At 71.2% G+C, this 25,914-nt stretch carries 23 protein-coding genes and 1 pseudogene; 7 read left to right on the top strand and 17 right to left on the bottom strand.

Translation table 11 applies throughout. The features are described 5' to 3' along the window. Positions 1–2: 2 nt before the first annotated feature. The 12 genes and pseudogenes from coaBC to pyrR form a co-directional block, all read right to left on the bottom strand. Positions 3–1,280: a bifunctional phosphopantothenoylcysteine decarboxylase/phosphopantothenate--cysteine ligase CoaBC gene (coaBC, locus tag ACFKCF_RS15885; protein WP_394494212.1), complete on the bottom strand. Its 1,278-nt coding sequence runs from the start codon at positions 1,278–1,280 to the stop codon at positions 3–5. An 8-nt stretch (positions 1,281–1,288) separates the two neighbouring features. After that, positions 1,289–1,558: a DNA-directed RNA polymerase subunit omega gene (gene rpoZ / locus ACFKCF_RS15880; RefSeq protein ID WP_043638590.1), complete on the bottom strand. Its 270-nt coding sequence runs from the start codon at positions 1,556–1,558 to the stop codon at positions 1,289–1,291. Positions 1,559–1,563: 5 nt separating this feature from the next. After that, positions 1,564–2,157: a guanylate kinase gene (gmk, locus tag ACFKCF_RS15875; protein ID WP_185072975.1), complete on the bottom strand. Its 594-nt coding sequence runs from the start codon at positions 2,155–2,157 to the stop codon at positions 1,564–1,566. Positions 2,158–2,273: 116 nt separating this feature from the next. Further along, positions 2,274–2,597, bottom strand: a complete 324-nt coding sequence (mihF, locus tag ACFKCF_RS15870) for an integration host factor, actinobacterial type (RefSeq protein ID WP_020541698.1) — start codon at positions 2,595–2,597, stop codon at positions 2,274–2,276. A gap of 717 nt (positions 2,598–3,314) precedes the next feature. Beyond that, positions 3,315–4,010 carry an orotidine-5'-phosphate decarboxylase gene (gene pyrF / locus ACFKCF_RS15865; RefSeq protein ID WP_394494503.1) on the bottom strand — a complete coding sequence of 232 codons (696 nt, stop codon included), beginning with the start codon at positions 4,008–4,010 and terminating at the stop codon, positions 3,315–3,317. 55 nt (positions 4,011–4,065) lie between these two features. After that, positions 4,066–5,037: pseudogene (locus ACFKCF_RS15860) on the bottom strand (dihydroorotate dehydrogenase); the annotation flags it as partial. Further along, a complete protein-coding gene (locus tag ACFKCF_RS15855) occupies positions 5,027–5,878 on the bottom strand; it encodes a dihydroorotate dehydrogenase electron transfer subunit (protein ID WP_394494210.1) in 852 nt (283 codons plus the stop codon). The pseudogene ACFKCF_RS15860 and the gene ACFKCF_RS15855, both read right to left, overlap by 11 nt. A gap of 38 nt (positions 5,879–5,916) precedes the next feature. Next, positions 5,917–9,204, bottom strand: a complete 3,288-nt coding sequence (gene carB / locus ACFKCF_RS15850; RefSeq protein ID WP_394494207.1) for a carbamoyl-phosphate synthase large subunit — start codon at positions 9,202–9,204, stop codon at positions 5,917–5,919. Beyond that, positions 9,191–10,297: a glutamine-hydrolyzing carbamoyl-phosphate synthase small subunit gene (gene carA, locus ACFKCF_RS15845; protein ID WP_394494205.1), complete on the bottom strand. Its 1,107-nt coding sequence runs from the start codon at positions 10,295–10,297 to the stop codon at positions 9,191–9,193. Before carA ends, carB begins: the two co-directional genes overlap by 14 nt. After that, complete coding sequence (locus tag ACFKCF_RS15840; RefSeq protein WP_394494203.1) at positions 10,294–11,580, bottom strand: dihydroorotase; 1,287 nt, start codon at positions 11,578–11,580, stop codon at positions 10,294–10,296. Before ACFKCF_RS15840 ends, carA begins: the two co-directional genes overlap by 4 nt. Continuing rightward, positions 11,577–12,494, bottom strand: a complete 918-nt coding sequence (locus ACFKCF_RS15835; RefSeq protein WP_394494201.1) for an aspartate carbamoyltransferase catalytic subunit — start codon at positions 12,492–12,494, stop codon at positions 11,577–11,579. The genes ACFKCF_RS15840 and ACFKCF_RS15835 overlap by 4 nt, the downstream gene beginning before the upstream one ends. Continuing rightward, entirely contained in the window at positions 12,491–13,036 is a 546-nt protein-coding gene (pyrR, locus tag ACFKCF_RS15830) for a bifunctional pyr operon transcriptional regulator/uracil phosphoribosyltransferase PyrR (protein WP_394494199.1), read from the bottom strand. The genes ACFKCF_RS15835 and pyrR overlap by 4 nt, the downstream gene beginning before the upstream one ends. Positions 13,037–13,242: 206 nt before the next feature. Here pyrR and ACFKCF_RS15825 point away from each other — a divergent pair, with 206 nt between their 5' ends. The 5 genes from ACFKCF_RS15825 (at position 13,243) to ACFKCF_RS15805 (ending at position 18,516) form a co-directional block, all read left to right on the top strand. Next, a complete protein-coding gene (locus ACFKCF_RS15825; RefSeq protein WP_394494197.1) occupies positions 13,243–14,487 on the top strand; it encodes an arginine deiminase in 1,245 nt (414 codons plus the stop codon). A 10-nt stretch (positions 14,488–14,497) separates the two neighbouring features. Then, the gene (arcC, locus tag ACFKCF_RS15820; protein ID WP_394494195.1) at positions 14,498–15,433 is read left to right on the top strand and encodes a carbamate kinase; all 936 of its coding nucleotides are present in this window, start codon (positions 14,498–14,500) and stop codon (positions 15,431–15,433) included. Between the two features lie 10 nt (positions 15,434–15,443). After that, positions 15,444–16,868, top strand: coding sequence for an amino acid permease (locus ACFKCF_RS15815; protein WP_394494193.1), 1,425 nt, complete (start codon positions 15,444–15,446; stop codon positions 16,866–16,868). Then, complete coding sequence (locus tag ACFKCF_RS15810) at positions 16,865–17,722, top strand: universal stress protein (RefSeq protein ID WP_394494191.1); 858 nt, start codon at positions 16,865–16,867, stop codon at positions 17,720–17,722. Before ACFKCF_RS15815 ends, ACFKCF_RS15810 begins: the two co-directional genes overlap by 4 nt. Before the next feature lie 299 nt (positions 17,723–18,021). Then, the gene (locus ACFKCF_RS15805) at positions 18,022–18,516 is read left to right on the top strand and encodes a transcriptional regulator (protein WP_026214021.1); all 495 of its coding nucleotides are present in this window, start codon (positions 18,022–18,024) and stop codon (positions 18,514–18,516) included. Between the two features lie 1,018 nt (positions 18,517–19,534). Here ACFKCF_RS15805 and ACFKCF_RS15800 read toward each other — a convergent pair. The 3 genes from ACFKCF_RS15800 to ACFKCF_RS15790 all read right to left on the bottom strand — a co-directional run bounded on the left by ACFKCF_RS15800 (position 19,535) and on the right by ACFKCF_RS15790 (position 21,789). Continuing rightward, complete coding sequence (locus tag ACFKCF_RS15800) at positions 19,535–19,984, bottom strand: SAV_6107 family HEPN domain-containing protein (RefSeq protein ID WP_394494189.1); 450 nt, start codon at positions 19,982–19,984, stop codon at positions 19,535–19,537. Between the two features lie 413 nt (positions 19,985–20,397). Continuing rightward, entirely contained in the window at positions 20,398–20,589 is a 192-nt protein-coding gene (locus ACFKCF_RS15795; protein ID WP_185072964.1) for a ferredoxin, read from the bottom strand. Between the two features lie 6 nt (positions 20,590–20,595). Further along, positions 20,596–21,789 (bottom strand): cytochrome P450, encoded by a 1,194-nt coding sequence (locus ACFKCF_RS15790; RefSeq protein ID WP_394494187.1) that lies wholly within the window; start codon positions 21,787–21,789, stop codon positions 20,596–20,598. A 96-nt stretch (positions 21,790–21,885) separates the two neighbouring features. Here ACFKCF_RS15790 and ACFKCF_RS15785 point away from each other — a divergent pair, with 96 nt between their 5' ends. Together ACFKCF_RS15785 and ACFKCF_RS15780 are read left to right on the top strand one after the other, a co-directional pair. Beyond that, positions 21,886–22,503, top strand: coding sequence for a TetR/AcrR family transcriptional regulator (locus ACFKCF_RS15785; RefSeq protein WP_394494185.1), 618 nt, complete (start codon positions 21,886–21,888; stop codon positions 22,501–22,503). A gap of 50 nt (positions 22,504–22,553) precedes the next feature. After that, entirely contained in the window at positions 22,554–23,072 is a 519-nt protein-coding gene (locus tag ACFKCF_RS15780; RefSeq protein WP_394494183.1) for a hypothetical protein, read from the top strand. A gap of 29 nt (positions 23,073–23,101) precedes the next feature. On the opposite strand, the gene ACFKCF_RS15775 is transcribed toward ACFKCF_RS15780, so the two are convergent. Both ACFKCF_RS15775 and ACFKCF_RS15770 read right to left on the bottom strand, forming a co-directional pair. Then, the gene (locus tag ACFKCF_RS15775) at positions 23,102–24,868 is read right to left on the bottom strand and encodes a hypothetical protein (protein ID WP_394494181.1); all 1,767 of its coding nucleotides are present in this window, start codon (positions 24,866–24,868) and stop codon (positions 23,102–23,104) included. A 156-nt stretch (positions 24,869–25,024) separates the two neighbouring features. Further along, positions 25,025–25,753 carry a peptidoglycan-binding protein gene (locus tag ACFKCF_RS15770; RefSeq protein WP_394494179.1) on the bottom strand — a complete coding sequence of 243 codons (729 nt, stop codon included), beginning with the start codon at positions 25,751–25,753 and terminating at the stop codon, positions 25,025–25,027. Positions 25,754–25,914 lie beyond the last annotated feature (161 nt).

Here is a 25,914-nt window from a genome sequence, read left to right as displayed (position 1 = left end):
CGCTAGGGGAGGCGGGCCGCCACGAGGTCCCACACGACGTCGGCGAGGGCCTCCTTGGGCCCGAACGGCACCTCGACCGGGTCGCCGCCCGCCACCAGCACGGTGGCCGCGTTGTCGGGCGTGCCGAACGCCAGCCCCTCCCCCACCTGGTTGACGACCAGCAGGTCGCAACCCTTGCGGGCGAGCTTGGCCTGGCCGTTGGCGAGCACGTCGTGCGTCTCGGCGGCGAACCCGACGATCACCTCGGGGTACGCCCCGCGCTCCAGGCTCGGCATGGCCTCATCCGGCTCCTGGTCCGCGAGGGGCTGGGCCGCGCCTCGGGAAAGCGTCTGCGTGGCTCGGGCCTCGCGGCGGAGGGCGCCGAGCTCGGCGAGGATGTCGGGATTCTCGGCCAGGAAGATCGGCTCCGGCTCGCCGCCCGTCTTCTTGATCTTCGCGTCGTGCCGCGTGGCGGGCCGGAAGTCGGCCACCGCGGCGGCCATGACCACCGCATCGGCGTCGGCCGCGGCGGCGAGCACCGCCTCGCGCAGCTCGTACGCCGACTCCACCCGCACGACCTTGGCCCCGGCGGGATCGGGCAGCGTGACGTTGGCCGCCACCAGCGTCACCTCGGCCCCCCTGGCGAGCGCGGTGCGCGCCAGCGCGTAGCCCTGCCGCCCCGACGAGCGGTTGCCGAGGTAGCGGACCGGGTCGATCGCCTCCCGCGTGCCTCCGGCGGAGACGACGATCTTGCGCCCGGCCAGGTCTCGGGGCCGGCCGCGCAGCACCCGCAGGCAGACCTCGAAGATCTCCGCGGGGTCGGGCAGGCGCCCGGGGCCGGTGTCGGCGCCGGTGAGGCGCCCGACGGCGGGATCGATCACGACGGCGCCCCGCTCGCGCAGCGTCTCGACGTTGGCGCGGGTGGCGGGGTGCTGCCACATCTCGGTGTGCATCGCGGGCGCGAACACGACCGGGCAGGTGGCCGTCAGCAGCGTGTTGGTGAGCAGGTCGCCGGCCAGCCCGTGGGCCGCCCTGGCGAGCACGTCCGCGGTCGCGGGCGCCACCACGACGAGATCGGCCTGCTTGCCGATCCGGACGTGGGGCACCTCGTGGACGTCGTCCCAGACCTCGGCGGAGACGGGGTTGCCGGACAGGGCGGCCCAGGTGGGCGCGCCCACGAACTTCAGCGCCTCGCGGGTCGGCACGACCCGCACCTCGTGCCCCGACTCGGTGAACAGGCGCAGCAGCTCGCAAGCCTTGTACGCGGCGATGCCGCCGCTGACGCCCAGGACGACCTTCATCGAAGGAGTCAGACCGCGCCTTCGATGGGCTCGGCGTTGAGCAGACCCTCGGAGACCTCGCGCAGCGCGATGGACAGCGGCTTCTCCTGCGCGTGCGTCTCGACCAGCGGGCCGACGTATTCCAGCAGGCCCTCGCCGAGCTGGGAGTAGTAAGCGTTGATCTGGCGAGCGCGCTTGGCGCCCATGATCACCAGGGAGTACTTGCTGTCGACGATGTCGAGCAGCGCGTCGATCGGCGGGTTGGTGATGCCCTCCGCGGCCGGGGTGGTGCCTGCCACGATTGTCAGACCTCTCGGTTGGTGGTTGTCGTGACCCCCTGAGGGTCAGTCATCAAGGCTATCAGCCGGCGGCACACGTCTTGGACGCTTGTGTTCACGAGTGTCAAGTCGAACTCCTGCTCCGCGGCCATCTCGACCCGCCCCGCCTCCAGGCGGCGCGCGATGACGTCCTCGGGCTCGGTGCCGCGGCCACGCAGCCGCTTCTCCAGCTCCTCCCACGTGGGCGGGGCCAGGAACACCAGCAGGGCCTCGGGCATGCTCCTGCGCACCTGCCTGGCGCCTTCGAGGTCGATCTCGAGCAGGGTGGGGACCCCGTCGGCGAGCTTCTTCAGCACCGGCTCGCGCGGCGTGCCGTAGCGGTTTCCCGCGAACTCCGCCCACTCGAGCAACTCCCCGGCCGTCACCAGCCGGTCGAACTCCTCGCCGTCGACGAAGTAGTAGTGGACCCCGTTCACCTCACCGGGACGGGGCCTCCTGGTGGTCACCGAGACCGACAGCCACACCGCGGGGTGTGCCCGCCGGAGCTCGGCGACGACCGTGGACTTGCCGACGCCCGACGGCCCTGAAAGGACCGTCAGCCGCCGTTCGCTCAAGGGCAAGAATCCGACCTCCGCTCCGGGCCCGAATGCCTCGTAGGCACTGATTTCGCCGGACCAGGACCTGTCGGTCACTTTCCTACCCCCCGTTGAACCTGCGCTTTCTTGTGGAACAGAGATTAGCTCTCGTTGCCACCGAACTCGCGCTCGAGGGAGGCCCTCTGGTTCGCGCCGAGACCCCGCACGCGGCGGGACTCGGCGATGGCAAGCCGCTCCATGAGCTGCTTGGCGCGGACCTTGCCGACGCCGGGGAGCGATTCCAACAGAGCCGACACCTTCATCTTGCCGATGACGTCGTCGGTCTGCCCATCCTTGAGCACCTCAGCCAGAGAAACCGCGCCATGCTTGAGCCGGTTCTTGACCTCGGCACGCTCTTTACGGGCCTTGGCAGCCTTCTCCAGGGCTGCGGCGCGCTGCTCGGGGGTCAGTGGAGGAAGAGCCACGCCGGGTCACCTCGAATTTCTGTCGATGTACTCGGACGGGAAGGGAAACTAGCTGGTCATCGCCCCCTAAGCAACGTCAAGCGCCGTTTCTCTCCTCACAAAATCCACTTCATCACTCTGCGTGAGTGTAAAATCACATTGTGCTGATCAAATCGCCCTCACTTCCCGGTTCGCGCGTCGGCCCGCGACGGTGTCGCGAAACGCAACGATGATCGCATTCCAGCCACCCGCCGATGTCCGAAATCCTGCGCAGACCAGGGCCGAAACCCGTTCCGAAGATCGCGTGCGCAGCCCCCCGCGCATGCATTACGATCTTGCCAGGCACCCCGGCACGGCATGATCCACATCCCCACGGACGGCACCCTCGCGCCACGTGCCCACCACCCCGATCCGAGCCCGCGGATCACCCACCCACCCCGCCAGGCATGACCCGCGTCGCGGGGTCACCGCGCCATGATCGTGAGGCTGAGGGGCGGCCTCTCCGCTTCGGCGCGACAGCACGGGGGTGGAACCAGGCGTCGGCGGCGCGATGGGCCGACGATCCACCACGGAGCCGGCCAAGAGTGCGCGTCGTCACGGCGACCGGCCCGTGAGCCTTCACGACCGGCCATGACAGACGGCAACGGACGTCGGCGCGTGCGGCCCACCGTGCGCAGCCGTAAAGGATGAATGGCTTGAAGGGCGCGCGGCCCACCGCGCGGAAACCAGAAAGCGGGGTTAGGAGGCGCGCCGGAGGGAGGAGGCGATGGCGGCGGCGGCTGCGCCCGGGTCGGGGGAGGCGGTGATGGGGCGGCCGATGACGAGGAGGTCGGCGCCGTCGGCGAGGGCCCGTTCGGGCGTGGCGACCCGCGCCTGGTCCTGCGTGTCGGCCCCCGCGGGCCGCACCCCCGGCGTGATGAGCGTGATCCCCTCCCCCACCTCGGCCCGCACGGCGGACACCTCGTTGGGCGAGCACACCAGCCCCTTGGCGCCCGACTCCACCGACAGGGCGGCCAGGCGGCGCACGGCGTCGTCGGCGGGCCCCACGAGCCCGATGCGCGCCAGGTCGGCCTCCGACAGCGAGGTCAGGATCGTCACCGCGGCGATCTTGGTCTGCGGGTCCGCGGCCTCCACGGCGGCGCGGATCATGGCGGGGCCCCCGGCGGCGTGCACGGTGAGGATGGCCGGGCGCAGCCGGGAGACGGCGCGGGAGGCGCCGGCGACGGTGTTGGGGATGTCGTGGAGCTTGAGGTCGAGGAACACCTGCACGCCGCTGGCCCCCCGCACCGAGGCGATCACGTCGGGGCCGTAGCGCAGGTAGAGCTCCAGGCCCACCTTGACCGTGCTGACGTGCGGCGTCACCAGGGCCGCCCACTGGGCGGCGGTCTCCAGGTCCGGGGCGTCCAGGGCGACGGCGATGGGCGCGGGGGTCAGGAGCGGGGCGGGAGTCAAGACGAACTCTCCTCGGTACGGCGACTGATGACCATGGTGTGCTCTCTTCGGAGTCGACGAGCAGGTGGCGGGGAGCGCTCCCCGGCGGACGGTGGGCCAGGCCGACGGCGTCGGCCAGGCGCTGGAAGCCGCGGGCCCTCAGCAGGTCCTCAAGCTCGCGTTCGATGCGCAGGCAGGCGTAGGGGTCGTGGAACAGCGCCGTGCCCACTCCGACCACGCAGGCGCCCGCCAGGACGAGCTGGAAGGCGTCCCTGCCGCTCATCACGCCGCCGATGCCGATGAGGGGCACCCCGGGCAGGGCGGCGTGGACCTGCCACACGCACCGTACGGCGAGCGGCAGGATCGCGGGCCCCGACAGCCCTCCGGTCACGGCGGCGAGCGAGGGCCGCAGCGCCTCGGTGTCGATGGCCATGCCCAGCGGGTTGTTGATCATGGACAGCGCGTCGGCCCCCGCGTCCACGCAGGCCCGCGCGACCGAGACGATGTCGGCCACGTCGGGGGCCAGCTTGGCCACGACCGGCACGTCGTAGCGCATGATGGAGCGCACGGAGGCGATCACCTCGGCCGCGGCACTGCCCTCGCGGGCGAAGACGCGGCCGCGGTCCTCCATGTTCGGGCAGGAGAGGTTGACCTCCAGGGCAGTGACCCCGGGCGCGTCGGCCAGCCTGCGGGCCAGCTCGGAGTATTCGGCGACGGTGCCGCCGCCGATCGAGACGATGGTCTTGATGCCCCGCTGCGCGAGCCAGGGCAGCTCGCGCTCCAGGAACGCGTCGATGCCCGGCCCCTGCAGGCCGACCGCGTTGAGCATGCCCGAGGGGGTCTCGGCCATGCGCGGCGTGGGCCGCCCGGCACGCGGCGCCATGGTGATCGAGCGGGTGGTCAGCGCCCCGAGCCGGTGCAGGTCGAAGAACTGGGCCAGCTCCCGCCCGGACGAGGCGCATCCGGCGGCCGTGGTGATCGGGTTCGCGAGCTCCACATGCGCCAGAAATGTCCGCATATCAACTGACATGTCGTGCACCGCCTCCGGGGGCACCGAGCGCGTCGAACGGGATCGTTCCCACGTCCTCGAAGCGCACCCGCTCCCCCCGGAACACCGGTCCTTCCGCGCACGCCCGCACCATCCTGGTCACCCCGTCGTCCCCGATGACGGGCAGCACGCACGTCATGCACACCCCGATACCGCAGGCCATCGACTCCTCGACGGCCACCTGCACCGGGATGTCGAACTCCATCCCCACCGCCGTCACGGCCCGCAGCGTCTCCATCGGCGCGCAGGCGTAGACGGCGTCCGCCCGCGTGTCGGCGATCACCGAGGGTAGCGCGTCGGTGACCTTACCGCGGAGCCCGAGCGAGCCGTCCTCGGTGGTCAGCGTGGTGGTCTCGGCGATGCGGCGGGCCCGCATGGCCCCGAACACCCGCTCGGCGCCGGTGCCGCCCAGCACGAAGTCGACCCGGCAGCCCCGCGCCAGCAGCGCGTCGGCCAGCGGGAACAGCAACGCGGAGCCGTACTCGGAGCCGACCAGCACGCAGTGCACCGGGTCACGCGGCAGCGGAAAGGGCCGGCCGAGCGGCCCGACCAGGTCGAGCGTGTCGCGGGCGCGCCGCTCGGCCAGCCAGGCCGTGCCGGGGCCCCGGGCGGTGAAGACCAGCTCGACCGTGCCGCCGTAGTCGGACTTGACGTCATGGATGGACAGGGCGCGGCGCGTCACCATCGAGGTCTGGGCCCCGCCGACCGCGACGGAGACGAAGTGACCGGGGCGGTAGCGCTCGGCTATGCCGGGCGCCACCACCGTCAGCGCATGGTAGGCGTCGACCCGGCGCGTGGTCAGCACCGTGCCCGTCACCTGCACCGGAGTGCCGGCCAGTCGTCTTCACCTCCCGTGCGGGGTCAGCCCCGGAGTGCCTGCGCGTGCTCCTGGAGCGACCGTACGCCGACGTCGCCGCGGACGATCGCCTGGATGCCCGCCGCCGCCGCGGCGAGCCCTGAGACCGTGGTGATGCACGGGATGCCGCGCAGCACCGCGGCGGTGCGGATGTCGTAGCCGTCGAGCCGCGGCCCCGACTGCCCGGGGCTGCCGAAGGGCGTGTTGACGATCAGATCGACCTCGCCGTCGAGAATGGCCTGCACGCTCGTGCGTTCACCTCCGGCACCGGGACCCTCGCTCTGCTTTCGCACGATCTTGGCATGGACGCCGTTGCGGCGCAGCACCTCGGCGGTCCCCTCGGTGGCCAGGATCTCGAATCCGAGATCCGCGAGCGCCTTCACAGGGAAGATCATGGCACGCTTGTCCCGGTTGGCCACGGACACGAACGCGCGTCCCTTGGTCGGCAGCTCGCCGTAGGCGGCCGCCTGGGACTTGGCGAACGCGATCCCGAAGAACTCGTCGATGCCCATGACCTCGCCCGTGGAGCGCATCTCGGGCCCCAGCACGATGTCCACACCCCGGAACCGGTTGAACGGCAGCACCGCCTCCTTGACCGCGATCGACGCGTCCATCGGCAGCGTCCCGCCGTCGCCGGTCGCGGGCAGCATGCCCTCCTCGCGCAGCGAGGCGATCGACGCGCCGAGCATCACCCGGGCCGCCGCCTTGGCCAGCGGCACCGCCGTGGCCTTGGACACGAACGGCACGGTGCGGCTGGCCCGCGGGTTGGCCTCCAGGACGTAGAGGACGCCGGCCGACATCGCGTACTGGACGTTCAGCAGGCCGCGCACGCCCACCCCGGCGGCGATGGCCTCGGTCGCGGCGCGGATGCGCTTGATGTCGTGGCTGCCGAGCGTGATGGGCGGCAGCGCGCACGCCGAGTCGCCGGAGTGGATCCCGGCCTCCTCGATGTGCTCCATGACGCCGCCGAGATAGAGCTCCGACCCGTCGTAGAGGGCGTCGACGTCGATCTCGATGGCCTCGTCCAGGAACTTGTCCACCAGCACCGGGTGGCCGCCCTCCTGGGCCGCCATGTACGTCGTCAGCGTCTCCTCGTCGTACACGATGGCCATGCCGGCGCCGCCGAGCACGTAGGACGGCCGGACGAGCACGGGGTAGCCGATCTCCTCGGCGATCTCCCGGGCCTCGGCGACGGTGAGCGCGGTGCCGTGCTTGGGCGCGGGCAGCCCGGCCTCGGCCAGCACCCGCCCGAACGCGCCGCGCTCCTCGGCGAGGTGGATCGACTCCGGCGAGGTGCCGACCACGGGCACGCCCGCGTCCTTGAGCGCCTGCGCCAGCCCCAGCGGCGTCTGGCCGCCGAGCTGCACGATCACGCCCGCGACCGGGCCCGTCTGCTGCTCGGCGTGGACGACCTCCAGCACGTCCTCCAGCGTGAGCGGCTCGAAGTAGAGCCGGTCGGAGGTGTCGTAGTCGGTGGAGACGGTCTCCGGGTTGCAGTTGACCATGACGGTCTCGAACCCGGCCCTGGACAGCTCGAACGAGGCGTGCACGCACGCGTAGTCGAACTCGATGCCCTGCCCGATGCGGTTGGGCCCGGAGCCGAGGATGATGACCTTCTCGCGCTCGCCATCGGGGACCTCGTTCTCCTCGTCGTAGGTGGAGTAGAGGTACGGCGTCTTCGCGGCGAACTCGGCGGCGCAGGTGTCGACGGTGTTGTAGACCGGGCGCAGTCCCAGCGCGTGGCGCAGGTCGCGCACCCGGGCCTCGTCGATGCCGCGGATCTCGCCGATCTGCGCGTCGCTGAACCCGTGGCGCTTGGCCCGCTCGAGCACCTCGGAGGTCAGCTCGGCGGCGGCGGCGACCTCCCCGGCCTCCTCGTGGAGCAGGAAGAGCTGGTCGACGAACCACGGGTCGACGCTGGTCGCCTCGAACAGCTCCTCGGGCGTGGCGCCCGCCCTGATGGCCTGCTGCATCGTGCGCAGCCGCCCGTCGTGCGGGGTGCGGCACCGCTCGAGCAGCTCGGCCTTGTCGCCGGGCGTGCCCGCCCAGGAGAAGGAGGACTCCTTCTTCTCCAGCGACCGCAGCGCCTTCTGCAGCGCCTCGGGGAAGGAGCGGCCGATGGCCATGGCCTCGCCCACGGACTTCATGTGCGTGGTGAGCGTCTGGTCGGCGCCCCTGAACTTCTCGAACGCGAACCTCGGCACCTTCACCACGATGTAGTCGAGCGTCGGCTCGAAGGAGGCCGGGGTCTCCTTGGTGATGTCGTTGGGGATCTCGTCGAGGGTGTAGCCGATGGCCAGCTTGGCCGCGATCTTGGCGATCGGGAACCCGGTGGCCTTGGAGGCCAGCGCCGACGAGCGCGACACGCGCGGGTTCATCTCGATGACGATCATGCGGCCGGTGCGCGGGTCGACCGCGAACTGGATGTTGCAGCCGCCGGTGTCGACGCCGACCTCGCGGATGACGGCGATGGCGACGTCGCGCATGTTCTGGTATTCGCGGTCGGTCAGGGTCAGCGCGGGCGCGACGGTGACGCTGTCGCCGGTGTGGACGCCCATCGGGTCGATGTTCTCGATGGAGCAGACGATGACGACGTTGTCGTGCTTGTCGCGCATGACCTCCAGCTCGTACTCCTTCCAGCCGAGGATCGACTCCTCCAGGAGCACCTCGGTGGTCGGAGAGGCGTCGAGCCCGGCGCCGCCGATGCGGCGCAGGTCGGCCTCGTCGTAGGCGAACCCGGAGCCGGCCCCGCCCATGGTGAAGGACGGCCTGACCACGACCGGGTAGCCCAGCTCGCCGGCGGCGGCCAGGCACTCCTCCATCGTGTGGCAGATGGCCGACCTGGCCGACTCGGCGTTGAGCCCGCGCTCGCGGGCGACCTTGGCGACGATCTCCTTGAACCGCTCGCGGTTCTCCCCCGCCTGGATCGCATCGAAGTCGGCGCCGATCAGCTCGACGCCGTACTTGTCCAGCACGCCCGACTCGTGCAGCGCGACCGCGGTGTTGAGCGCGGTCTGCCCGCCCAGGGTCGGCAGCAGCGCGTCGGGGCGCTCCTTGGCGATGATCTTCTCGACGAACTCGGGGGTGATCGGCTCGACGTACGTGGCGTCGGCGAACTCGGGGTCCGTCATGATCGTCGCCGGGTTGCTGTTGACCAGGACGACGCGGAAGCCCTCGGCCCGCAGCACGCGGCACGCCTGGGTGCCGGAGTAGTCGAACTCGCACGCCTGGCCGATCACGATCGGCCCCGAGCCGATCACCAGGACGGACCTGATGTCCTCACGCTTGGGCACGGCTCATGACCTCACTGAACTCGTCGAAAAGGTAGGCGGCGTCGTGGGGCCCCGCGGCGGCCTCCGGGTGGTACTGGACGCTGAAGGCCCGCCCGTCGAGCAGGCGCAGCCCCTCCACGCAGCGGTCGTTGAGGTTGACGTGGCTGACCTCGGCCTGACCGTACGGGGTCTCGAACGGCCCGTCGAGCGGCGCCCGCACGGCGAACCCGTGGTTGTGCGCCGAGATCTCGACCTTGCCGGTGCGCACGTCCTGGACGGGCTGGTTGACGCCCCGGTGCCCGTAGCGCAGCTTGTAGGTGGAAAGGCCCAGGGCCCGCCCGAAGAGCTGGTTGCCGAAGCAGATCCCGAAGAACGGGACCTTGGCCTCCAGGATCCCTTGCAGCGCGCTCACGTCGGCCGTGGCGGGGTCGCCTGGCCCGTTGGAGAAGAAGACCCCGTCCGGCTCGACCGCCATGATCTGCTCGTACGTGGCCGTCGCCGGCAGCACGTGCACCTCGCAGCCGCGCTCGGCCATCCGGTGCGGCGTCATGCCCTTGATGCCGAGGTCGACGGCCGCGACCGTGAACCTCTTCGCACCGATCGCGGGCACCACGTAGGGCTCGGTGGTGGCCACCTCGGCGGCCAGGTCGGCGCCCTCCATGCGGGGCGACTGCCGCACGCGCTCGACCAGCTCCTCGACCGGCTCGGTGGGCGCGGTGAAGATGCCGGCGCGCATGGCGCCGCGCTCGCGCAGGTGGCGGGTGAGCGCGCGGGTGCCGGAGATGGCGATCCCGACGACGCCCTGCTCCTTGAGGTAGTCGTCGAGCGAGCGGTTGGCCCGCCAGTTGGAGACGATCCTGGACGGCTCGCGCACGACGTAGCCGGCGACCCAGACGCGCCCGGACTCCGGGTCCTCGTCGTTGACGCCGGTGTTGCCGATGTGGGGCGCCGTCATGGCGACGATCTGCCGATGGTAGGACGGGTCCGTGAGGGTCTCCTGGTAGCCGGTCATGCCGGTGTTGAAGACCATCTCGCCGAACGTCTCTCCCTCGGCGCCGTACGGACGTCCCTGGAAGACGCGGCCGTCTTCCAGGACGAGCACCGATGTGTTCAAACCAGCTTCCCTTCGAGAACGGTCGCCCTGCCGCGCAGGAACGTGGCCACCACCCGGCCGGGCAGCGTCATCCCCTCGTAGGGGGTGTTCCTGCTCTTCGACGCGAATGCGGACGGATCCACCTCGGTGCGCGCGGACGGGTCGTACAGCGTGATGTTGGCCGGGGCGCCTGCTTCCAGCGGCTGGCCCTGGCCGCCGAGACGGCCGATGCGGGCCGGGACGACGGACATGCGCTGGGCGACGCCCGCCCAGTCGAGCAGCCCGGTCTCCACCATGGCCTCCTGGACCACGCTGAGCGCCGTCTCCAGGCCCACCATGCCCATGGCCGCGGCCGACCACTCGGTCTCCTTGTCCTCGACCGGGTGGGGGGCGTGGTCGGTGGCGACGATGTCGATCGTGCCGTCGGCCAGCGCGGCCCGCAGCGCCTCGACGTCGGCGCGGGTGCGCAGCGGCGGGTTGACCTTGTAGATCGGGTTGTAGGCGCCCACCGGGGACTCCTCGACCAGGTCGTCGGTGAGCAGGAGGTGGTGCGGGGTGACCTCGCAGGTGACGTTCCAGCCCTTGGACTTGGCCCAGCGGATGATCTCGACCGAGCCGGCCGTGGAGACGTGGCAGATGTGCAGCCTGGAGCCGACGTGGGCGGCCAGGAGGCAGTCGCGGGCGATGATCGCCTCTTCGGCGACCGCGGGCCAGCCGGTCAGGCCGAGCCTGCCGGAGATCACGCCCTCGTTCATCTGGGCCCCGGCGGTGAGCCTGGGCTCCTGGGCGTGCTGGGCGATGACGCCGTCGAACGCCTTGACGTACTCCAGGGCGCGGCGCATCAGCACGGCGTCGTCCACGCACTTGCCGTCGTCGGAGAAGACCCGTACGCGGGCGGCCGAGTCGGCCATCGCGCCCAGCTCGGCGAGCTGCTTGCCCTCCAGGCCGACGGTGACGGCGCCGACGGGGTGGACGTCGCAGTGCGCGAACTCGCGTCCGAGCCGCCACACCTGCTCGACGACCCCGGCGGTGTCGGCGACCGGCGAGGTGTTGGCCATGGCGTGCACGGCGGTGTAGCCGCCCCGGGCGGCCGACTGCGTGCCGGTCTGCACGGTCTCGGCGTCCTCGCGGCCGGGCTCGCGCAGGTGGGTGTGCAGGTCGACGAGGCCGGGCAGCGCGATCGCGCCGCCGCCGTCGACGGTCTCGGGCCCCTCCAGGCCCGGGCCGATCTCGGCGATCATCCCGTCGGCGACGCGGATGTCGACGGGCTCCCCGCCCAGAATCCGAACGTTTCTGATGATCACGCGCTCTCTCCCCCAAGCAGCAGGTACAGCACCGCCATGCGAATGGTCACGCCGTTGGCGACCTGCTCGACGATCGTCGAGCGCGCCGAGTCGGCCACCTCCGCGGCGATCTCCATGCCCCGGTTCATCGGCCCGGGATGCATCACGATGGCGTCCTCGGGCATCTTGGCGAACCGGTCGCGGTCCAGGCCGTACCGGCGTGAATACTCCCGCTCGCTGGGGAAGTAGGCGGCGTTCATCCGCTCCTTCTGCACCCGCAGCATCATCACCACGTCCGACTTCGGCAGCACCGCGTCCAGGTCGTAGGAGACCTCGCACGGCCAGGAGCCGACGGAGACGGGCAGCAGGGTCGGCGGCGCCACCAGCGTGACGTCGGCGCCGAGCGTGTCGAGCAGCAGCACGTTGGAGCGGGCGACCCGGCTGTGCAGCACGTCGCCGACGATCGTGACCTTGCGCCCTTCGAGGCTGCCCAGGCGGCGGCGCATCGAGAAGGCGTCGAGCAGCGCCTGCGTGGGGTGCTCGTGGGTGCCGTCGCCGGCGTTGACGACGCTGCCGCGCACCCAGTTGGCCAGGCGGTGCGGCGCGCCGGAGGCGCCGTGGCGGATGACGACCGCGTCGGCGCCCATGGCCTCCAGGGTGAGCGCGGTGTCCTTGAGCGACTCGCCCTTGGACACGCTCGACCCCTTGGCCGAGAAGTTGATCACGTCGGCGGACAGCCGCTTGGCCGCCGCCTCGAACGAGATGCGCGTGCGGGTGGAGTCCTCGAAGAACAGGTTGACCACGGTGCGCCCGCGCAGCGTGGGCAGCTTCTTGATGGAACGTTCCGAGACTCTCGCCAGTTCCTCGGCGGTGTCGAGGATGAGGAGGGCGTCGTCCTTGCTGAGGTCGCCCGCGGAGATCAGGTGGCGGTTCACTTGGCGTCCCCCTTCATGAGGAGCACGGCGTCGCGGCCGTCGATCTCCTGCAGGTAGACCTTGACCTTCTCGCTCTTGGCCGTCGGGAGGTTCTTGCCGACGTAGTCGGCGCGGATGGGCAGCTCGCGGTGGCCGCGGTCGACCAGCGTGGCCAGCTGCACCGCAGTGGGCCGGCCGAGGTCGTTGAGCGCGTCGAGCGCGGCGCGCACGGTGCGGCCGGAGTAGAGGACGTCGTCCACGAGCACGACGACCCTGCCGTCGATGCCGTCCGGCGGCAGCTCGGTGCGGCCGAGCGGCCTGGCGGGCCTGAGCCGCAGGTCGTCGCGGTACATCGTGATGTCGATGGAGCCGACCGGGATCTTGACGCCTTCGAACTGCTCGATGCGCTCGCCGAGCCTGCGGGCCAGCGTGGCGCCGCGGGTGGGGATGCCGAGGAGCACGACGTCGTCGGCGCCCTTGGTGCGCTCGAGAATCTCGTGCGCTATCCGGGTAAGGGCCCGGTGGATGTCCGGGGCCTCTAGGACAGCCCTGGAATCGGACATGGCGAATCTCACCACCTTTCCCGCCTCACGGGACGGGTCTTAAAAGGGTGCTGGGTCGGCACACACAGTACCAGGGGCTACCAGGAACAACGCGAGTGGCCTCCCATGGCGTCACGGAGCTTCATCGGGGTACGGATGGCGCACCGGCTCCCCCGGGGAGACTCGGATACTGCCCGGGGAAGCCGCCAGGAGGGGATGCAGCGAAGATGGCCTTTCACGTCGATTCCGAGGTCGGGCACCTGCGCCAGGTGCTCCTGCACAAACCGGACCTGGCGCTCAAACGGCTGACCCCGTCCAACAAGGACGCGTTCCTCTTCGACGACGTGCTGTGGGTCCAGCGCGCGATGGAGGAGCACGAGGAGTTCCGGCGGGTGCTGACCGCCCGCGGCATCAAGGTCCACCTGCTGGCCGACCTGCTCAGGGAGACCGTCGACATCCCGGAGGCGCGCAAGCACATCCTCGACGCCGTCATCGACGAGCGCTGGCTCGGCCCCGGCGCCATCGACGACGTCCGCAACATCCTCGACGGGATGGACTCCGCGACGCTGCAGGTCTACCTGACCGGCGGCATCACCAAGGGCGAGCTGCTCGAGATGGGCTGCGACCCCGGCTCCGTGACCTTCCACACCATGCGCGACGACGACTTCATCCTGCCGCCGCTGCCCAACCACCTCTTCACCCGCGACACGTCCTGCTGGATCTACGACGGCGTGTCGATCAACGCGATGAAGAAGAAGGCCCGCATGCGCGAGACGGTCAACATGGAGGCCGTCTACATGTACCACCCGACGTTCGCCGACGGCTTCAACCGGCCCGGGCAGGGCGGCTTCCACTGCTGGATGCCGGGCCAGCCGGTCGCGCCGGCGACCGTCGAGGGCGGCGACGTGCTGGTCATCGGCAGGGGCGCGGTGCTGGTCGGCATGAGCGAGCGCACCCAGCCGCAGGCGGTGGAGATGCTGGCGCAGCGGCTGTTCGCGGCGGGCTCCGCGCGGAGGATCGTGGCGCTCGACATGCCGAAGGCGCGGGCGTTCATGCATCTCGACACCGTGATGACGATGCTGGACGTGGGCGTGTTCACCAAGTACGCGGGCCTCGGGATGCTCCCCGCGTACACGATCGAGCCCGGCGAGACCCGCAAGGAGCTCAAGGTCACCGACCACCCGCCGCAGGACATGCACCAGGCCATCGCCCACGCCATCGACCTGCCCGCCATCACGGTCCTGACGCCCAAGCAGGACCTCCACGCAGCCGAGCGGGAGCAGTGGGACGACGGCTGCAACGGGCTGGCGCTGGAGCCCGGCGTGGTCGTCGCCTACGAGCGCAACACCACCACGAACGCCTACCTGCGCGACAACGGCATCGAGGTCATCACGATCAGGGGCAGCGAGCTCGGCCGGGGGCGCGGCGGCCCCCGCTGCATGAGCTGCCCGCTCGAACGCGACGGAGTCTGAGGAGGGCCGGATGCGGGTCATCGTCGCCCTGGGCGGCAACGCGGTGCTCAAGCGCGGCCAGGCGCCGGACGCGGACGTCCAGCGGGCCAACGTCCGCGCGGCCGTCAAGACGCTCGCCCGGCTCGCCGACCGGCACGAGCTGGTCATCACCCACGGCAATGGCCCGCAGGTCGGCCTGCTGGCCCTGGAGAGCGCCGCGGACCCCAATCTTGCCCGGCCGTACCCGTTCGACACGCTCGGCGCGCAGACGCAGGGCATGATCGGCTACTGGATGCAGCAGGCCCTGCAGAACGCCCTGCCCGGCAGGCAGGTCCAGGCCATGGTCACGCAGACGCTGGTGACGGCCGTCGACCCCGCGTTCGAGCAACCGACCAAGTTCGTCGGCCAGGTCTACGAGCGGGAGGAGGCCGAGAAGCTGGCCGCCGAGTACGGCTGGACGGTCCGGCGCGACGGCGACCACTGGCGGCGCGTCGTCCCGTCGCCGACCCCGCGCCGCATCGTCGAGACCCGGCTGATCCGCCAGATGATCCGCGAGGGCGTCATCGTGGTGTGCGCGGGCGGGGGCGGCATCCCGGTCGTCCGCGACGAGCGCGGCCGGCTGACCGGCGTGGAGGCGGTGGTCGACAAGGACCTCACCGCCTCGATGCTGGCCGAGGCCCTGGAGTGCGACGCCTTTCTCATCCTCACCGACGTGCCGCGCGTCATGCGGGGCTTCGGCACGCCGCACCAGACGGAGATCGCCCACACCACGCCGCACGAGCTGCGCGCCCTGGAGTTTCCCGCGGGGTCGATGGGGCCGAAGGTGGAGGCGGTGTGCCGGTTCGTGGAGACGACCGGCGACATGGCCGCGATCGGAAAACTCGACGAGGCCGAGCGCATACTCGAGGGCTCAGCGGGAACGATCGTGACACCCAATGGCAGGTGGCCGCTGACGAGCACGCTGTAGGGGGTGTCCGGTGACACTGGCCCGACGGCTCTTTCGCACCAAGCCCACGGAGCGCATCATCGCGGAGGGCGGTCACGGCGAGGGGGGCGAGCTGCGGCGCACCATGTCGCTGTGGCAGCTGACGCTGTTCAGCGTGGGCGCCACGCTCGGCACCGGCATCTTCGTCATCCTGGGGCAGGCGGTGCCCAAGGCGGGGCCGGCGGTGGTGGTGTCGTTCGTGCTGGCGGCGATCACGGCGCTGTTCTCGGCCCTGTCGTACGCCGAGCTGGCCGGGACGATCCCGGTGTCCGGCTCGTCCTACTCCTACGCGTACGCGACGCTGGGCGAGCTCGTGGCGTGGATCTGCGGCTGGTGCCTCATGCTGGAGTACGCCGTGTCCGTGGCCGCGGTGGCCGTGGGCTGGGGCGAATACCTCAACTCGTTCCTGCGTTCCCTGTTCGGCTTCACGCTGCCCGCGGCGATCACCCGCTCCCCCGGCCAGGACGGCGGCGTGATCAACGTCACCGCGATCGTCATCGTCCTGCTCGCCACCTGGCTGCTGCTGTACGGGGCCTCCGAGAGCGCCACGGCGAACGCGATCTTCGTGATGATCAAGGTCGTGGTGCTGCTCTTCTTCTGCGTGGTGGCGTTCACCGCCTTCCAGGCCAAGAACTTCACGCCCTTCGCCCCGCTGGGGATCGCCGGCATCACGGCGGCGGCCTCGCAGGTGTTCTTCTCCTATATCGGCTTCGACGCCGCCTCCACCGCGGGCGAGGAGGCCAAGAACCCCAAGCGCGACCTGCCCCTGGCAATCATCCTGTCCCTGGCCATCGTGACGGCCATCTACGTGCTCGTCGCGCTGGCCGCCATCGGCGCGATGCCGTGGACGCAGTTCGACCCGAAGCACACCGAGGCGAGCCTGTCCTACATCGCCGACCTGGCCGTCGGCGCCACCTGGCCGGGACTCATCGTCTCGTTCGGGGCGGTCATCGCCATCGCCAGCGTCGTGCTCACGGTCATCTTCGGCCAGACCCGCATCCTGTTCGCCATGTCCCGCGACGGGCTGATCCCGCGCGTCTTCCAGCGGGTCGACATGCGCCACCAGGTCCCCGTCGCCAACACCCTCATCGTCGCCGCGTTCATCTCCGTGCTGGCCGGTCTGGTGCCGCTCGGCCAGCTCGCCGAGGCGACCAGCATCGGCACCCTGTTCGCCTTCGCCATCGTGAACATCGGCGTGCTCGTCCTGCGCTACCGCAGCCCCGAGCTGCCGCGCAGCTTCCGCACGCCGCTGTTCCCCGCCACGCCGGTGCTCGGCGCCGTCTTCTGCGTCATCGTGATGGCGGGCCTGGCCGGGGTCACCTGGGTGGCGTTCGGGCTGTGGATGGCGGTGGGGCTGATCTGCTACTTCCTGTACGGCTACGGCCATTCGCGGCTGAATGCCGGGTGGTCCGAATGAAGCTCCGGAACGTGCTGACCGGCTGCATCCCGGAGCCCAGGGGCAGGGACGGGCTGGCGCTGGCGGCGCTGGTCAAGGAACAGGTCCGCGGACATCTGACCGTGGCCTACGTGCAGCCGCCCGCGTGGTCCGCGCCCGGCCCCGCCAGGGCCGAGGAGAGCGCGTGGCGCGCGTACCTGATGGAGCAGGCCGACGCGACGCTCTGGCAGGCGCGCGAGGTGGCCGGCGAGGACGCCGACTACGTGGTCCACACCCACAAGGGCAGCGGGCGCGGGCTGGTGGAGCTGGCGCGCAGGCGCGGCGCCGACCTCGTGGTGATCGGCTCGGCCCCCGGCGGCGGCAAGAGCCGCATCGCCGTCGGCAGCACCGCCGACCAGCTCCTGCACTCGTCCTCCGTTCCCGTGCTGCTCGCCCCGCGCGGCTACGGCGACAAGCCCCCCGCCGCCTTCGAACGCCTCACCGTCGCCTACCGCCGCGGCCCGGGCTGCGACGCGGCGGTCAAGGACGCGGTGGCGGTGGCCGCGTCGCTGGACGTGCCCCTGCGGCTGGTCACGCTGGTGATCAGCACCGGCAGGCGCGCCAGGATCGAGGAGGAGATGCTCGTCCGACTGCGCGACGAGGCGGCCTCCAACCTGCGGGCGGCGACCCGCGGACGGCCACGCGTGGAGGTGGAGGTGCTGGAGGGCCGCAACGTCGCGCAGGCGCTCGGCACGACCTCGTGGCTCCCCGGCGAGATGATCATATGCGCTTCCAGCGCCACCGGGCCACTCAGGCGGGTCTTCCTCGGAGACACCTCGATCAAGATCGTACGGGCCGCGACCTGCCCTGTCATGATTCTCACGCGGCAGACCTAGGGCGGGGAAATTTCTCGTCAAACTCTGACGAAGTAGTGTTACCAGCGGGACATGAGGGGCGATTGTGGCGATCCCTACCGGATCGGATTCGGCATCTTTTTTCCAATCAGCTTGACCTCAGGCGTCCGCCCCTTTACCGTCACTGTGCGTAACCACACCTCGCGGCGTTCTGGGGTAAACCTGGGGCCATGGCTACCGATGGTGCCGGGCTTGGCACCAGACCCCCCGGTGGCTAGGGCATACGCCGCAAGGGAGCACAATCTACTGAGAGCGATACATACAAGACCGGGGGCCACACAATGCCGTCTGAGTACGCAAAGTCGCTGGGTGCACGACTCCGCGCCATACGCACCCAGCAGGGCCTGTCCCTGCATGGAGTCGAGGAAAAGTCGCGTGGCAGGTGGAAAGCCGTGGTCGTGGGCTCGTACGAGCGTGGCGACCGTGCGGTGACCGTACAGAAGCTTGCCGAGCTTGCCGACTTCTACGGGGTGCCCGTATCCGAGCTGCTGCCGGGCGGAGCCGCGCCCAGCCCGCTCGGACCGACGCCCAAGCTTGTGATCGACCTGGAGCGCCTGGCCACGCTGCCGAAGGAGAAGGCGGGGGCACTGGCCCGCTACGCCGCCACGATCCAGAGCCAGCGCGGTGACTACAACGGCAAGGTGCTGTCGATCCGCCAGGAGGACCTGCGCTCGCTTGCCGTGATCTACGACAAGTCGCCCAGTGAGCTGACCGAGGAGCTGATCAGCTGGGGCGTCCTCGACGCCGAGGCCCGTCGCGCCGTCGAGTCGTTCTGAGGCCGTCCCTCTCCCCTGAGGTCGCCCCTCCCTCCGAGGCCGTCTCACCCCGCTCTGAGGCCGCCTCACCCGCCTGAGGGCTCGCCACCGCCAAGCGGTCGGCGAGCCACCTGGCATCGAGCGCCCCTCTCTGGTCCGCCGCACTTTCCGAGCGGCACCAGGCCTGGTGCCGCGCCCCCCTGGACGCATCCCGCTCCGTAGAGCGGGCCGCAGTCCTGGAAAGCGCTTACTGGCGCGCTGGGCCCCACTTGGCGCACCACCGAGCGAGCGGGATCGGTGGTGCCCGCCGACGCAAGCCCCGCCAAAGGGCCGTCACAGCGGCACTCAGCCCCGCGGAAGCCCCGCTCCAGCACGGTCGGCCGCCAGGGGCTGGGCAGGCGAGCTGAGGTCGGCCGTCGAAGGTTGCTTACCGGAGCAGGGCCGGACACACGAGCCACGGCTGCTTGGGACTCCGACCGGAGCTGGGCTGGACACGCGAGCCAAGGCTGCTTCGGGCTCCCCCGGGGGCAGGGCTGGAAGCAGGAGCCACGGCTGCTCGGGGGCGCCGGCGGGGCAGAGCGACGGACGGAGCCGAGAAAGCGCGCGTCTCCACCTCGAGCCGGAAGCTCGTCGGCGTTCGGCCGCGTTATGGCGCGGCAAGAGCCGGTGGGCGGCCAAGGGGACATCCGCCCGGGGCCGTGACGTCGGCGCTTGGGGCCGTGTCGCTGGCGCTTGGGGCCGTGACGCTGGCGCTTGGGGCCGTGACGTCGGCGTTCGGCCGCGCGAAGGTCGCGTTCGGGCGTGGGGCAGCGGCCTCGGGACCCGGCGCACCCAAAGCCGGGATCAGCCCGGCGCACCCAGGGCCGGATCAGCCCGGCGGCTGGATTGCCCACCCGGACCAGAGGGTGACTCAGCCCGGCGAAAGGGACGTCCACCCGGGCGCGCGACTGAGCTCAGCCCGGCGAAGAGGACGTCCGCCCCGACATGCGGGTGAAGTCGGCCCGGCGAACGGAATGTCCGCTCGGGACGTGTGGGTGGGTCAGCCTGCCAGCTGGACGTTGACGACCGGCAGCTGGGGCTGGGCCGGCACGCCGAGCAGGTTTTCCACCGTGGAGACGAACGTCTCCGCCTCGACCAGGAGCTCGTCGGCGTCGGCCGCGCTGACCCGGCTGACCATGCCCGCCTCCGCGGCGGCGCGCTTGGCGGCGCTCACCGAGAAGTAGGCGGCCCACTCGGCCAACTGCGGCTCGGCCTCGGGCAGCAGCTCCCAGGCGCTGCGCAGGCGCCGCCTGCGGCCTTCCATGGGACGGGGGCGGGCGGCCAGGATCGCCGCCGCCGCGCGAAGAGCCGCCAGGTGTGCGGCCACATATCGGGATGCCGGAGTGCGAGCGCCGGTCGCCTCCGCCAGGCAGGAACGAGAATCGGTCAAGTGTGCCCGAACCGCAGGCGACAGCCGGGGCCCGGGCGTTTCTCTAGGCCGTGGTGCCATCTTGCGCGCCTCCTTGGAGTCGTGGGCGGCCGCCGGCGTCTCCGCCGGTGGTGCCAACACTTGCAGACCCCACCGACATTTCCACCGGGTTGGCCGGATGTGGAGCTTCCCCACTCCCCGTCCGGCCAGGACACGCCCACTCGTCTCCGCCGACGACGAGGACGTGCCCTTCGCCCATGGAGCCTGGCCGCGGGGGAACGCTTGAGGAAGCGAACGGCCCGCGACCAGGTCCTGGTGACGTTGAGCCGCGAGCCCCACCGTCACTAGGTCGAACATAATTTCGATCACGCTCGGTGTCAACCGATTCCACGAACACAGGTTCGACGAGCATGATTCGGAAGGCGCGAAAAAGCCGCCGCCGCGGAGAGTCTGCGGCGACGGCCGGGTGGTTCAGGAGGACGGCAAGGCGGTCGTCAGACGACCGAGATGGCCCCCGACGGGCAGAGGGTCACGGCGCGGCGCACGCCGTCCTCCAGCTCCGCGGGAGGCACCTTCTGCAGGAGCACCACCGTGCCCTCGTCCTCGCTCTGGTCGAACACTTCCGGCACCGTCAGCGCGCACATGCCCGCCCCGATGCACACCGTCGTATCTGCCTTGATTTCCATGGTGACCTACCAAGTGACTGGGAGGCGGTGCACTCCATAGATGCTCATGTCCGAGCGCATCGGCACCTCCTCGGGTGTTACGGCCAAGCGTAGACCTGGGAAGCGGCGCAGCAGCGCAGGGTATCCGATGCGCATTTCGATGCGGGCGAGCTGCTGCCCCAGGCACTGGTGGATGCCGTGGCCGAAGGTGAGGTGCCCGCCCGCGGGCCTGGCGACGTCGAGCCGGTCGCCGTCGGGGAAGCGGGACGGGTCGCGGTTGACGGTGGGCAGGTGGAGCGCCACGCACTCGCCCGCCTTGATGAGGTTGCCCTCGACCTCGACGTCCTCCAGCGCGGTGCGCATCGGGCCGAGGTGGATGATCGTGAGGTAGCGCAGCAGCTCCTCGACGCCGTTCTCCACCACCGACGGGTCGTCGCGCATGGCGGCGAGCTGCGCGGGGTTCGTGAGCAGCGCGTACGTGCCCAGGCCCAGCATGTTGGCGGTCGTCTCGTGCCCGGCCACCAGCAGCAGCAGCGACACCCCGGCGAGCTCCTCGTCGTCCAGCTCCCCGCCCTCGATGAGCCCGCTGATCAGGTCGTCGGCCGGCTCCTTGCGCTTGCGCTGGACGAGCCCGTACATGAACGCCGTGATCCGGCCGAGCGCGGCCATCGCGTCCTCGGCCTTGGCCTCCAGGTTGACCAGGAGCTTGGTGTCCTCCTGGAACTGCGCGCGGTCCTCGTACGGCACCCCGAGCAGCTCGCAGATCACCAGCGACGGGATCGGCAGCGCGAACTTCTCGACGAGGTCCACGGGCCCGCCGGCGGCGGCCATGTCGTCCAGGCAGGCGTTGGCGATCTCCTCGACCCTGGGTTCGAGCATCTTCATCCTGCGGACGGTGAACTGGCCGGTCAGCAGCCTGCGGAAGCGCGCGTGCTCGGGCTCGTCCATGCGCAGGAAGAACCCGGGCGGCGTCTTCGCGTCCTTCTGCATCCTCATCCGGAGCAGGGTGCCCTGGATCGGCGGGTGCGCGAGCTCGGGGCGGTTGCTGAAGCGCGGGTGCGCGAGCACGGCGCGGGCGGCGGAATAGCCGGTCACCAGCCAGCCCCGGTGGCCGTCGGCGAAGGTCATGCGGTGCATGTGCGCCCGTTCTCGCAGCTCGGTGGCTTCGTCGGGCGGATCGAACGGGCGCTGCCGGTCGGTGGGAAACGTCACGTCGGACATGTTTCGGCTCCTTTCCGAGCTTCACCTCCAGAAAACCTCATTCATTGCAAAACTTCAATGCATGAAAATCATAAACGCATGCAGTATAGTTCCGTCATGGTGGATAACGGCGGCGTGGGTCTGCGGGAGCGCAAGAAGCAGCGCACGCGCCGGGCACTGGTCGAGGCCGCGCTCCGGCTGTTCGACGAGAAGGGCTTCGACGAGACCACGCTGGCGGAGATCGCCGCGGAGGCCGACGTGTCGACGCGCACGTTCTTCAGCTACTTCGCGAGCAAGGAGGACGTGGTCTTCTACGACTCCGCGCGCAAGATGGAGCTGGCCGCCGCGACGGTGGCCGGCAGGGCTCCCGGCGAGTCGCCTGGCGACGTCCTCCTGCGGATCGTGGAGGAGAGCCTGACCTGGCTGACCACGTACGAGGAGCTCACGTTCGAGGACGCCGAGCTGCGGATCCGGCTCGTGCTCAAGGAGCCCACGCTGCGGGCGCGGGCGCTGGTGATGCTGCTCGAGAGCCAGACCACGCTGGCGCGGGCACTGCGGGAGGCCTTCCCCGAGCTGGACGCGGTGGAGGCGGCCGCCGCGGTGGGCGCGATGTTCGGGGCGGTGAAGCTGGCGGTCGTCGCCGACCTCGGCCACGACCTGTCCGCCGAGCAGATGTGGAGCGCGGCGCGCCGGGCGGCCGAGATCGCGCTCTCCGGCCTGCGCTCCCTCGGATAGCTCCGGATGCCCGCTTTCTGAGAAGCTGTCCGGAACGGAGAGGGGGCCGGATGGCGGGCAAGAGATGGCTGATCGCTGTCGTCCTGCCGGCGCTGGGGCCGGTCCTCGCGGCGGCGTACGCGGTCGTCAACCTCGTGGCCATCGAGGCGGCCGTCAAGGCGCAGATCACGGGACCGGAGTGGGCGGGCGGCCGGCTCGCCGCCGACGGGATGACGGCGGTGGGCAGGGACTCCTGGCGGCTGGTCCTGGCCGCCGCCGCCGTCGTCGGGACCCTGGGAGTGGTGTACGCCGTCATCGGCGCACTTCTGCGGCGGGGCGGCCGGGGCCGCACGCCCCTGCTCGTGCTGTCGGGCGTCCTGATCGTCCCGTACGCCCTCGCGGTCCTCGTCGCGCTGATCAACCCCGCCAAGGCGCTGGCGGGGCTCTACGACACCCCTGACTTCGCCGGCGGCCTTCCCGCGTGGCAGCCGGCCACCGTGCTCGTCCTGGTGGCGGCCGGGCTGGCACAGGCCGCGGGAGTGGCGACGGCGGCCGCGCAGGGCCGGCGGGCCGCGAACGCCCGCTCCTGAGGGCTCAGGCAGCGGCCGTGCTTAAGGGCTCAGCGGCAGCGGTCGTTCGACCAGGTGGTCCAGCCCATCTGGGCGCCGCCGCGTCCCGTGGCGGCCCAGCCCGGCGGCGGAGCCGTCCCGTACGGGACCACGGCGGTGCACGCGCCCGACGGGGGCCGCTCCTTGTAGAACTCGATCCGGGCCCACGACACCCGGTACGCCAGCGGCACCCAGATGTTCCACCGCACCCGCCGGTCCACCGCCACGCGTCCGGGAGGCGGGGCGGGCAGCCAGTCCGCGCCCGACGGGCGTGCGGGCGCCTGCCCGGCCGTGAACGCGATGTCGATCAGCGCCAGCACGCCCACCACCACGAGCAGCCTGGCCCGGCGGGCGGTCAGGAAGGCCGCCCCGGTCAGGCAGGCCAGCAGGACCAGGGCGGGTACGGAGGCCTCGACCAGGTCCAGCGCGTCGTTCTCACCCGTGAGGAAGATCACTTCGGGGAAGTCGAACGCGATGAACGCGTACCGCTCCAGCCGGTCCCCCGCGTACCAGGCGGCCACCCCGCCGGTCACCGCCGTCAGCCCGGCGGCGGCCAGCGCGTGCCGAACCACGGCCAGGCGCCCGCCCTTCACCAGGACGATCAGACCGGCCAGGGTCCAGGCCACGGCGACGCAGGCCAGGTAGCGCCCGTAGACGTAGTTGCCGACGCGGTGCTCGTCGGGCAGGGCGGCCGAGGAGGCGTACGCGATGCCCAGGGTCGCCAGCAGCAGCGTGCCCGCCAGGACGCGGTGCTGGTACGGCGCGGACCGCCGTACCAGCGTGGCCGCCGCGCCCGCCAGGCCGACGCCCGCGAGCCCCCAGGTGCCGGCGACGAGGTACCAGAGCTGCCCGGCCGCCCCCGACAGCGCCCACGCCTGGCCTTCGAGGCTCGTGAGCCTGGACACCAGCAGCCCCGACAGGTCTCGGGGCCCGCCCGGATACAGCGCGGCGCTCAGCGCCCCGTTGAGCGCCTTGCCCGCCGCCGCGACCACGGCCGCGCTCACCAGCGCCGCGACCCCCGGCCCCACGGCCCTCCCGCCGACCGGCCCCACCCCATTCCCGCGGACCGGCTCCACCGCCTTCCCACGGACCGCCGCCACCGCTCTTCTGCAGACCGCCGCCACCGCCGCTCTGCGGACCGTCACCACCACCACGGCCAGGACGCATACCACCAGCACCACGGTCCCCCGCAGATGCGCCGCCATCGCGAACGCCGCCAGCGCGCCCGCCACCGCCCCGGCCCACACCGACCGGTAGGCGACCAGGTCGTGCAGCGCGAGCAGCCAGGCCAGGACGAGCACGGGCAGAATGGCGTCGGTCAGCGCCAACCCGGAGAACACCACCAGCGCCGGCGACAGCCCCGCGACGAACGCCGTGATCAGCGCCGCCCGCCTGCCCAGCCCCATCCGCCGCAGCAGCAGGTACGCCAGCGGGTACGCGCTCGCCGCCGCCATCGACCCCATCCCGGCCACCAGCCGGTACGCCAGGACGGGGTCGGAGGTGAACCAGAAGATCGGGGCCAGCAGCAGCGGATAGCCACCCTGGTAGAACGTCGAGCCGGTGAGGTCCGCGCCCGGCCCCCCGGCCAGCCAGCGGGCGGCGAGGAGGTATCCGGTCTCGTCCGGGTTGGCCACCGGTCCGGTGTGATACCGGTACAGCCACAGCCGTAACGCCACGTGGGCGACCCAGCCGGCCGCCAGCACCCACCACAGGCGGGCCCGTCCCGTGTGCCGCGCCGCCGGGCGAACGGGCGCGGGCGTCATGAACGCAGTCGTCATGCTCTCCCCCCAAGAAAGTCAGGAGGGAGTCCAGCAAAAGCTCCATAACGGGCCCGTCACCACTTCTGGTTATGCGGGCGTTATGCCGCCGGCGGCGCGGCGTTCGTGCTCAGAGGCGCTCTCGGGGGCGCTCCGAATGCGCTCTCGGAGCCGCTCTCAGAGACGCTTGAACCTGCCGCGGACGTGCACCGGCACGCCCTTGCCCAGCATCCCGGGCAGGACCTCGGCCACGTTCATCGGCATGCGCACGCACCCGTGCGAAGCCGGATACAGCGGCACCGACAGCGCGCCGTGGAAGGCGATGCCGCCGTTGAAGAAGATCGGGTTGTAGAGCTGCCCCAGGTACGACCTGTGCCAGCCGCGGGCGCGCCACGTCGTCCGGTAGTCGCCCGTCGGCGTGGTGGCCGAGCCGCAGAACCGCTGCTGTTTGCCCTGCCACGAGGCGGTCTCGCAGTAGGGGACGCCGCTGCCGGAGGACACGTGGGTGATCAGCTTCACCTCGCCGTCCACGTACAGGACCATGATCTGCTTGGTGAGGTTGACCTCGGCGCGGGTCGGCTTGCCGTTCTTGACCAGGACCTGCGGCGACTCGGGGGTCTCCAGGGCGTCCCACGTGCGCCTGGCGACGGTGCTGGTCGGCTTGATGCCGTTCACCTTCTGGAACGCCCACACGGCCGCCAGCGTCGCGCCCCCGTACCGGCCGTCGGCCTTGCCGGGACGGTAGCCGAGCTGAGCCAGGCGCCTCTGCAGCCACTGGACGGCCTTGCCCTTTGCGCCGAGCCTGAGCGTCTTGCGCGGCGCGGTGACCGTGGCGTGGGTGGTGGCGGCGGGACCGGACCGGGCTCCCGCGGAGGTATGTGTGGCGGCCGGGGACCCCGTCCTCATGGACGCCGTCGAACGATGCGCCCCATGCGTGCCGCAGCCCGCGAGTGCGACGGCGCCAGCCGTCAGGAGAGCAGCCACCCCGGACAGCCGTCGAGCCCCCACCAGTACCACCTCTCATACCATGAACAAAGGATCAGCCGACCCTATACCACTCATCATGA

It is taken from the genome of Nonomuraea sp. JJY05, assembly GCF_043496855.1.
In the GTDB taxonomy this organism is placed as follows: domain Bacteria; phylum Actinomycetota; class Actinomycetes; order Streptosporangiales; family Streptosporangiaceae; genus Nonomuraea.
This window is presented reverse-complemented; position numbering and strand designations above follow the sequence as displayed.

Coding starts and splice junctions, on each gene's coding strand:
- ACFKCF_RS15810 (WP_394494191.1), top strand. CDS start 16,865: ATGAAGCTCCGGAACGTGCTGACCGGCTGCATCCCGGAGCCCAGGGGC.
- ACFKCF_RS15805 (WP_026214021.1), top strand. CDS start 18,022: ATGCCGTCTGAGTACGCAAAGTCGCTGGGTGCACGACTCCGCGCCATA.
- arcC (WP_394494195.1), top strand. CDS start 14,498: ATGCGGGTCATCGTCGCCCTGGGCGGCAACGCGGTGCTCAAGCGCGGC.
- ACFKCF_RS15785 (WP_394494185.1), top strand. CDS start 21,886: ATGGTGGATAACGGCGGCGTGGGTCTGCGGGAGCGCAAGAAGCAGCGC.
- ACFKCF_RS15790 (WP_394494187.1), bottom strand. CDS start 21,789: ATGTCCGACGTGACGTTTCCCACCGACCGGCAGCGCCCGTTCGATCCG.
- ACFKCF_RS15825 (WP_394494197.1), top strand. CDS start 13,243: ATGGCCTTTCACGTCGATTCCGAGGTCGGGCACCTGCGCCAGGTGCTC.
- ACFKCF_RS15780 (WP_394494183.1), top strand. CDS start 22,554: ATGGCGGGCAAGAGATGGCTGATCGCTGTCGTCCTGCCGGCGCTGGGG.
- coaBC (WP_394494212.1), bottom strand. CDS start 1,280: ATGAAGGTCGTCCTGGGCGTCAGCGGCGGCATCGCCGCGTACAAGGCT.
- ACFKCF_RS15795 (WP_185072964.1), bottom strand. CDS start 20,589: ATGGAAATCAAGGCAGATACGACGGTGTGCATCGGGGCGGGCATGTGC.
- ACFKCF_RS15770 (WP_394494179.1), bottom strand. CDS start 25,753: ATGAGGACGGGGTCCCCGGCCGCCACACATACCTCCGCGGGAGCCCGG.
- ACFKCF_RS15775 (WP_394494181.1), bottom strand. CDS start 24,868: ATGACGACTGCGTTCATGACGCCCGCGCCCGTTCGCCCGGCGGCGCGG.
- pyrR (WP_394494199.1), bottom strand. CDS start 13,036: ATGTCCGATTCCAGGGCTGTCCTAGAGGCCCCGGACATCCACCGGGCC.
- ACFKCF_RS15800 (WP_394494189.1), bottom strand. CDS start 19,984: ATGGCACCACGGCCTAGAGAAACGCCCGGGCCCCGGCTGTCGCCTGCG.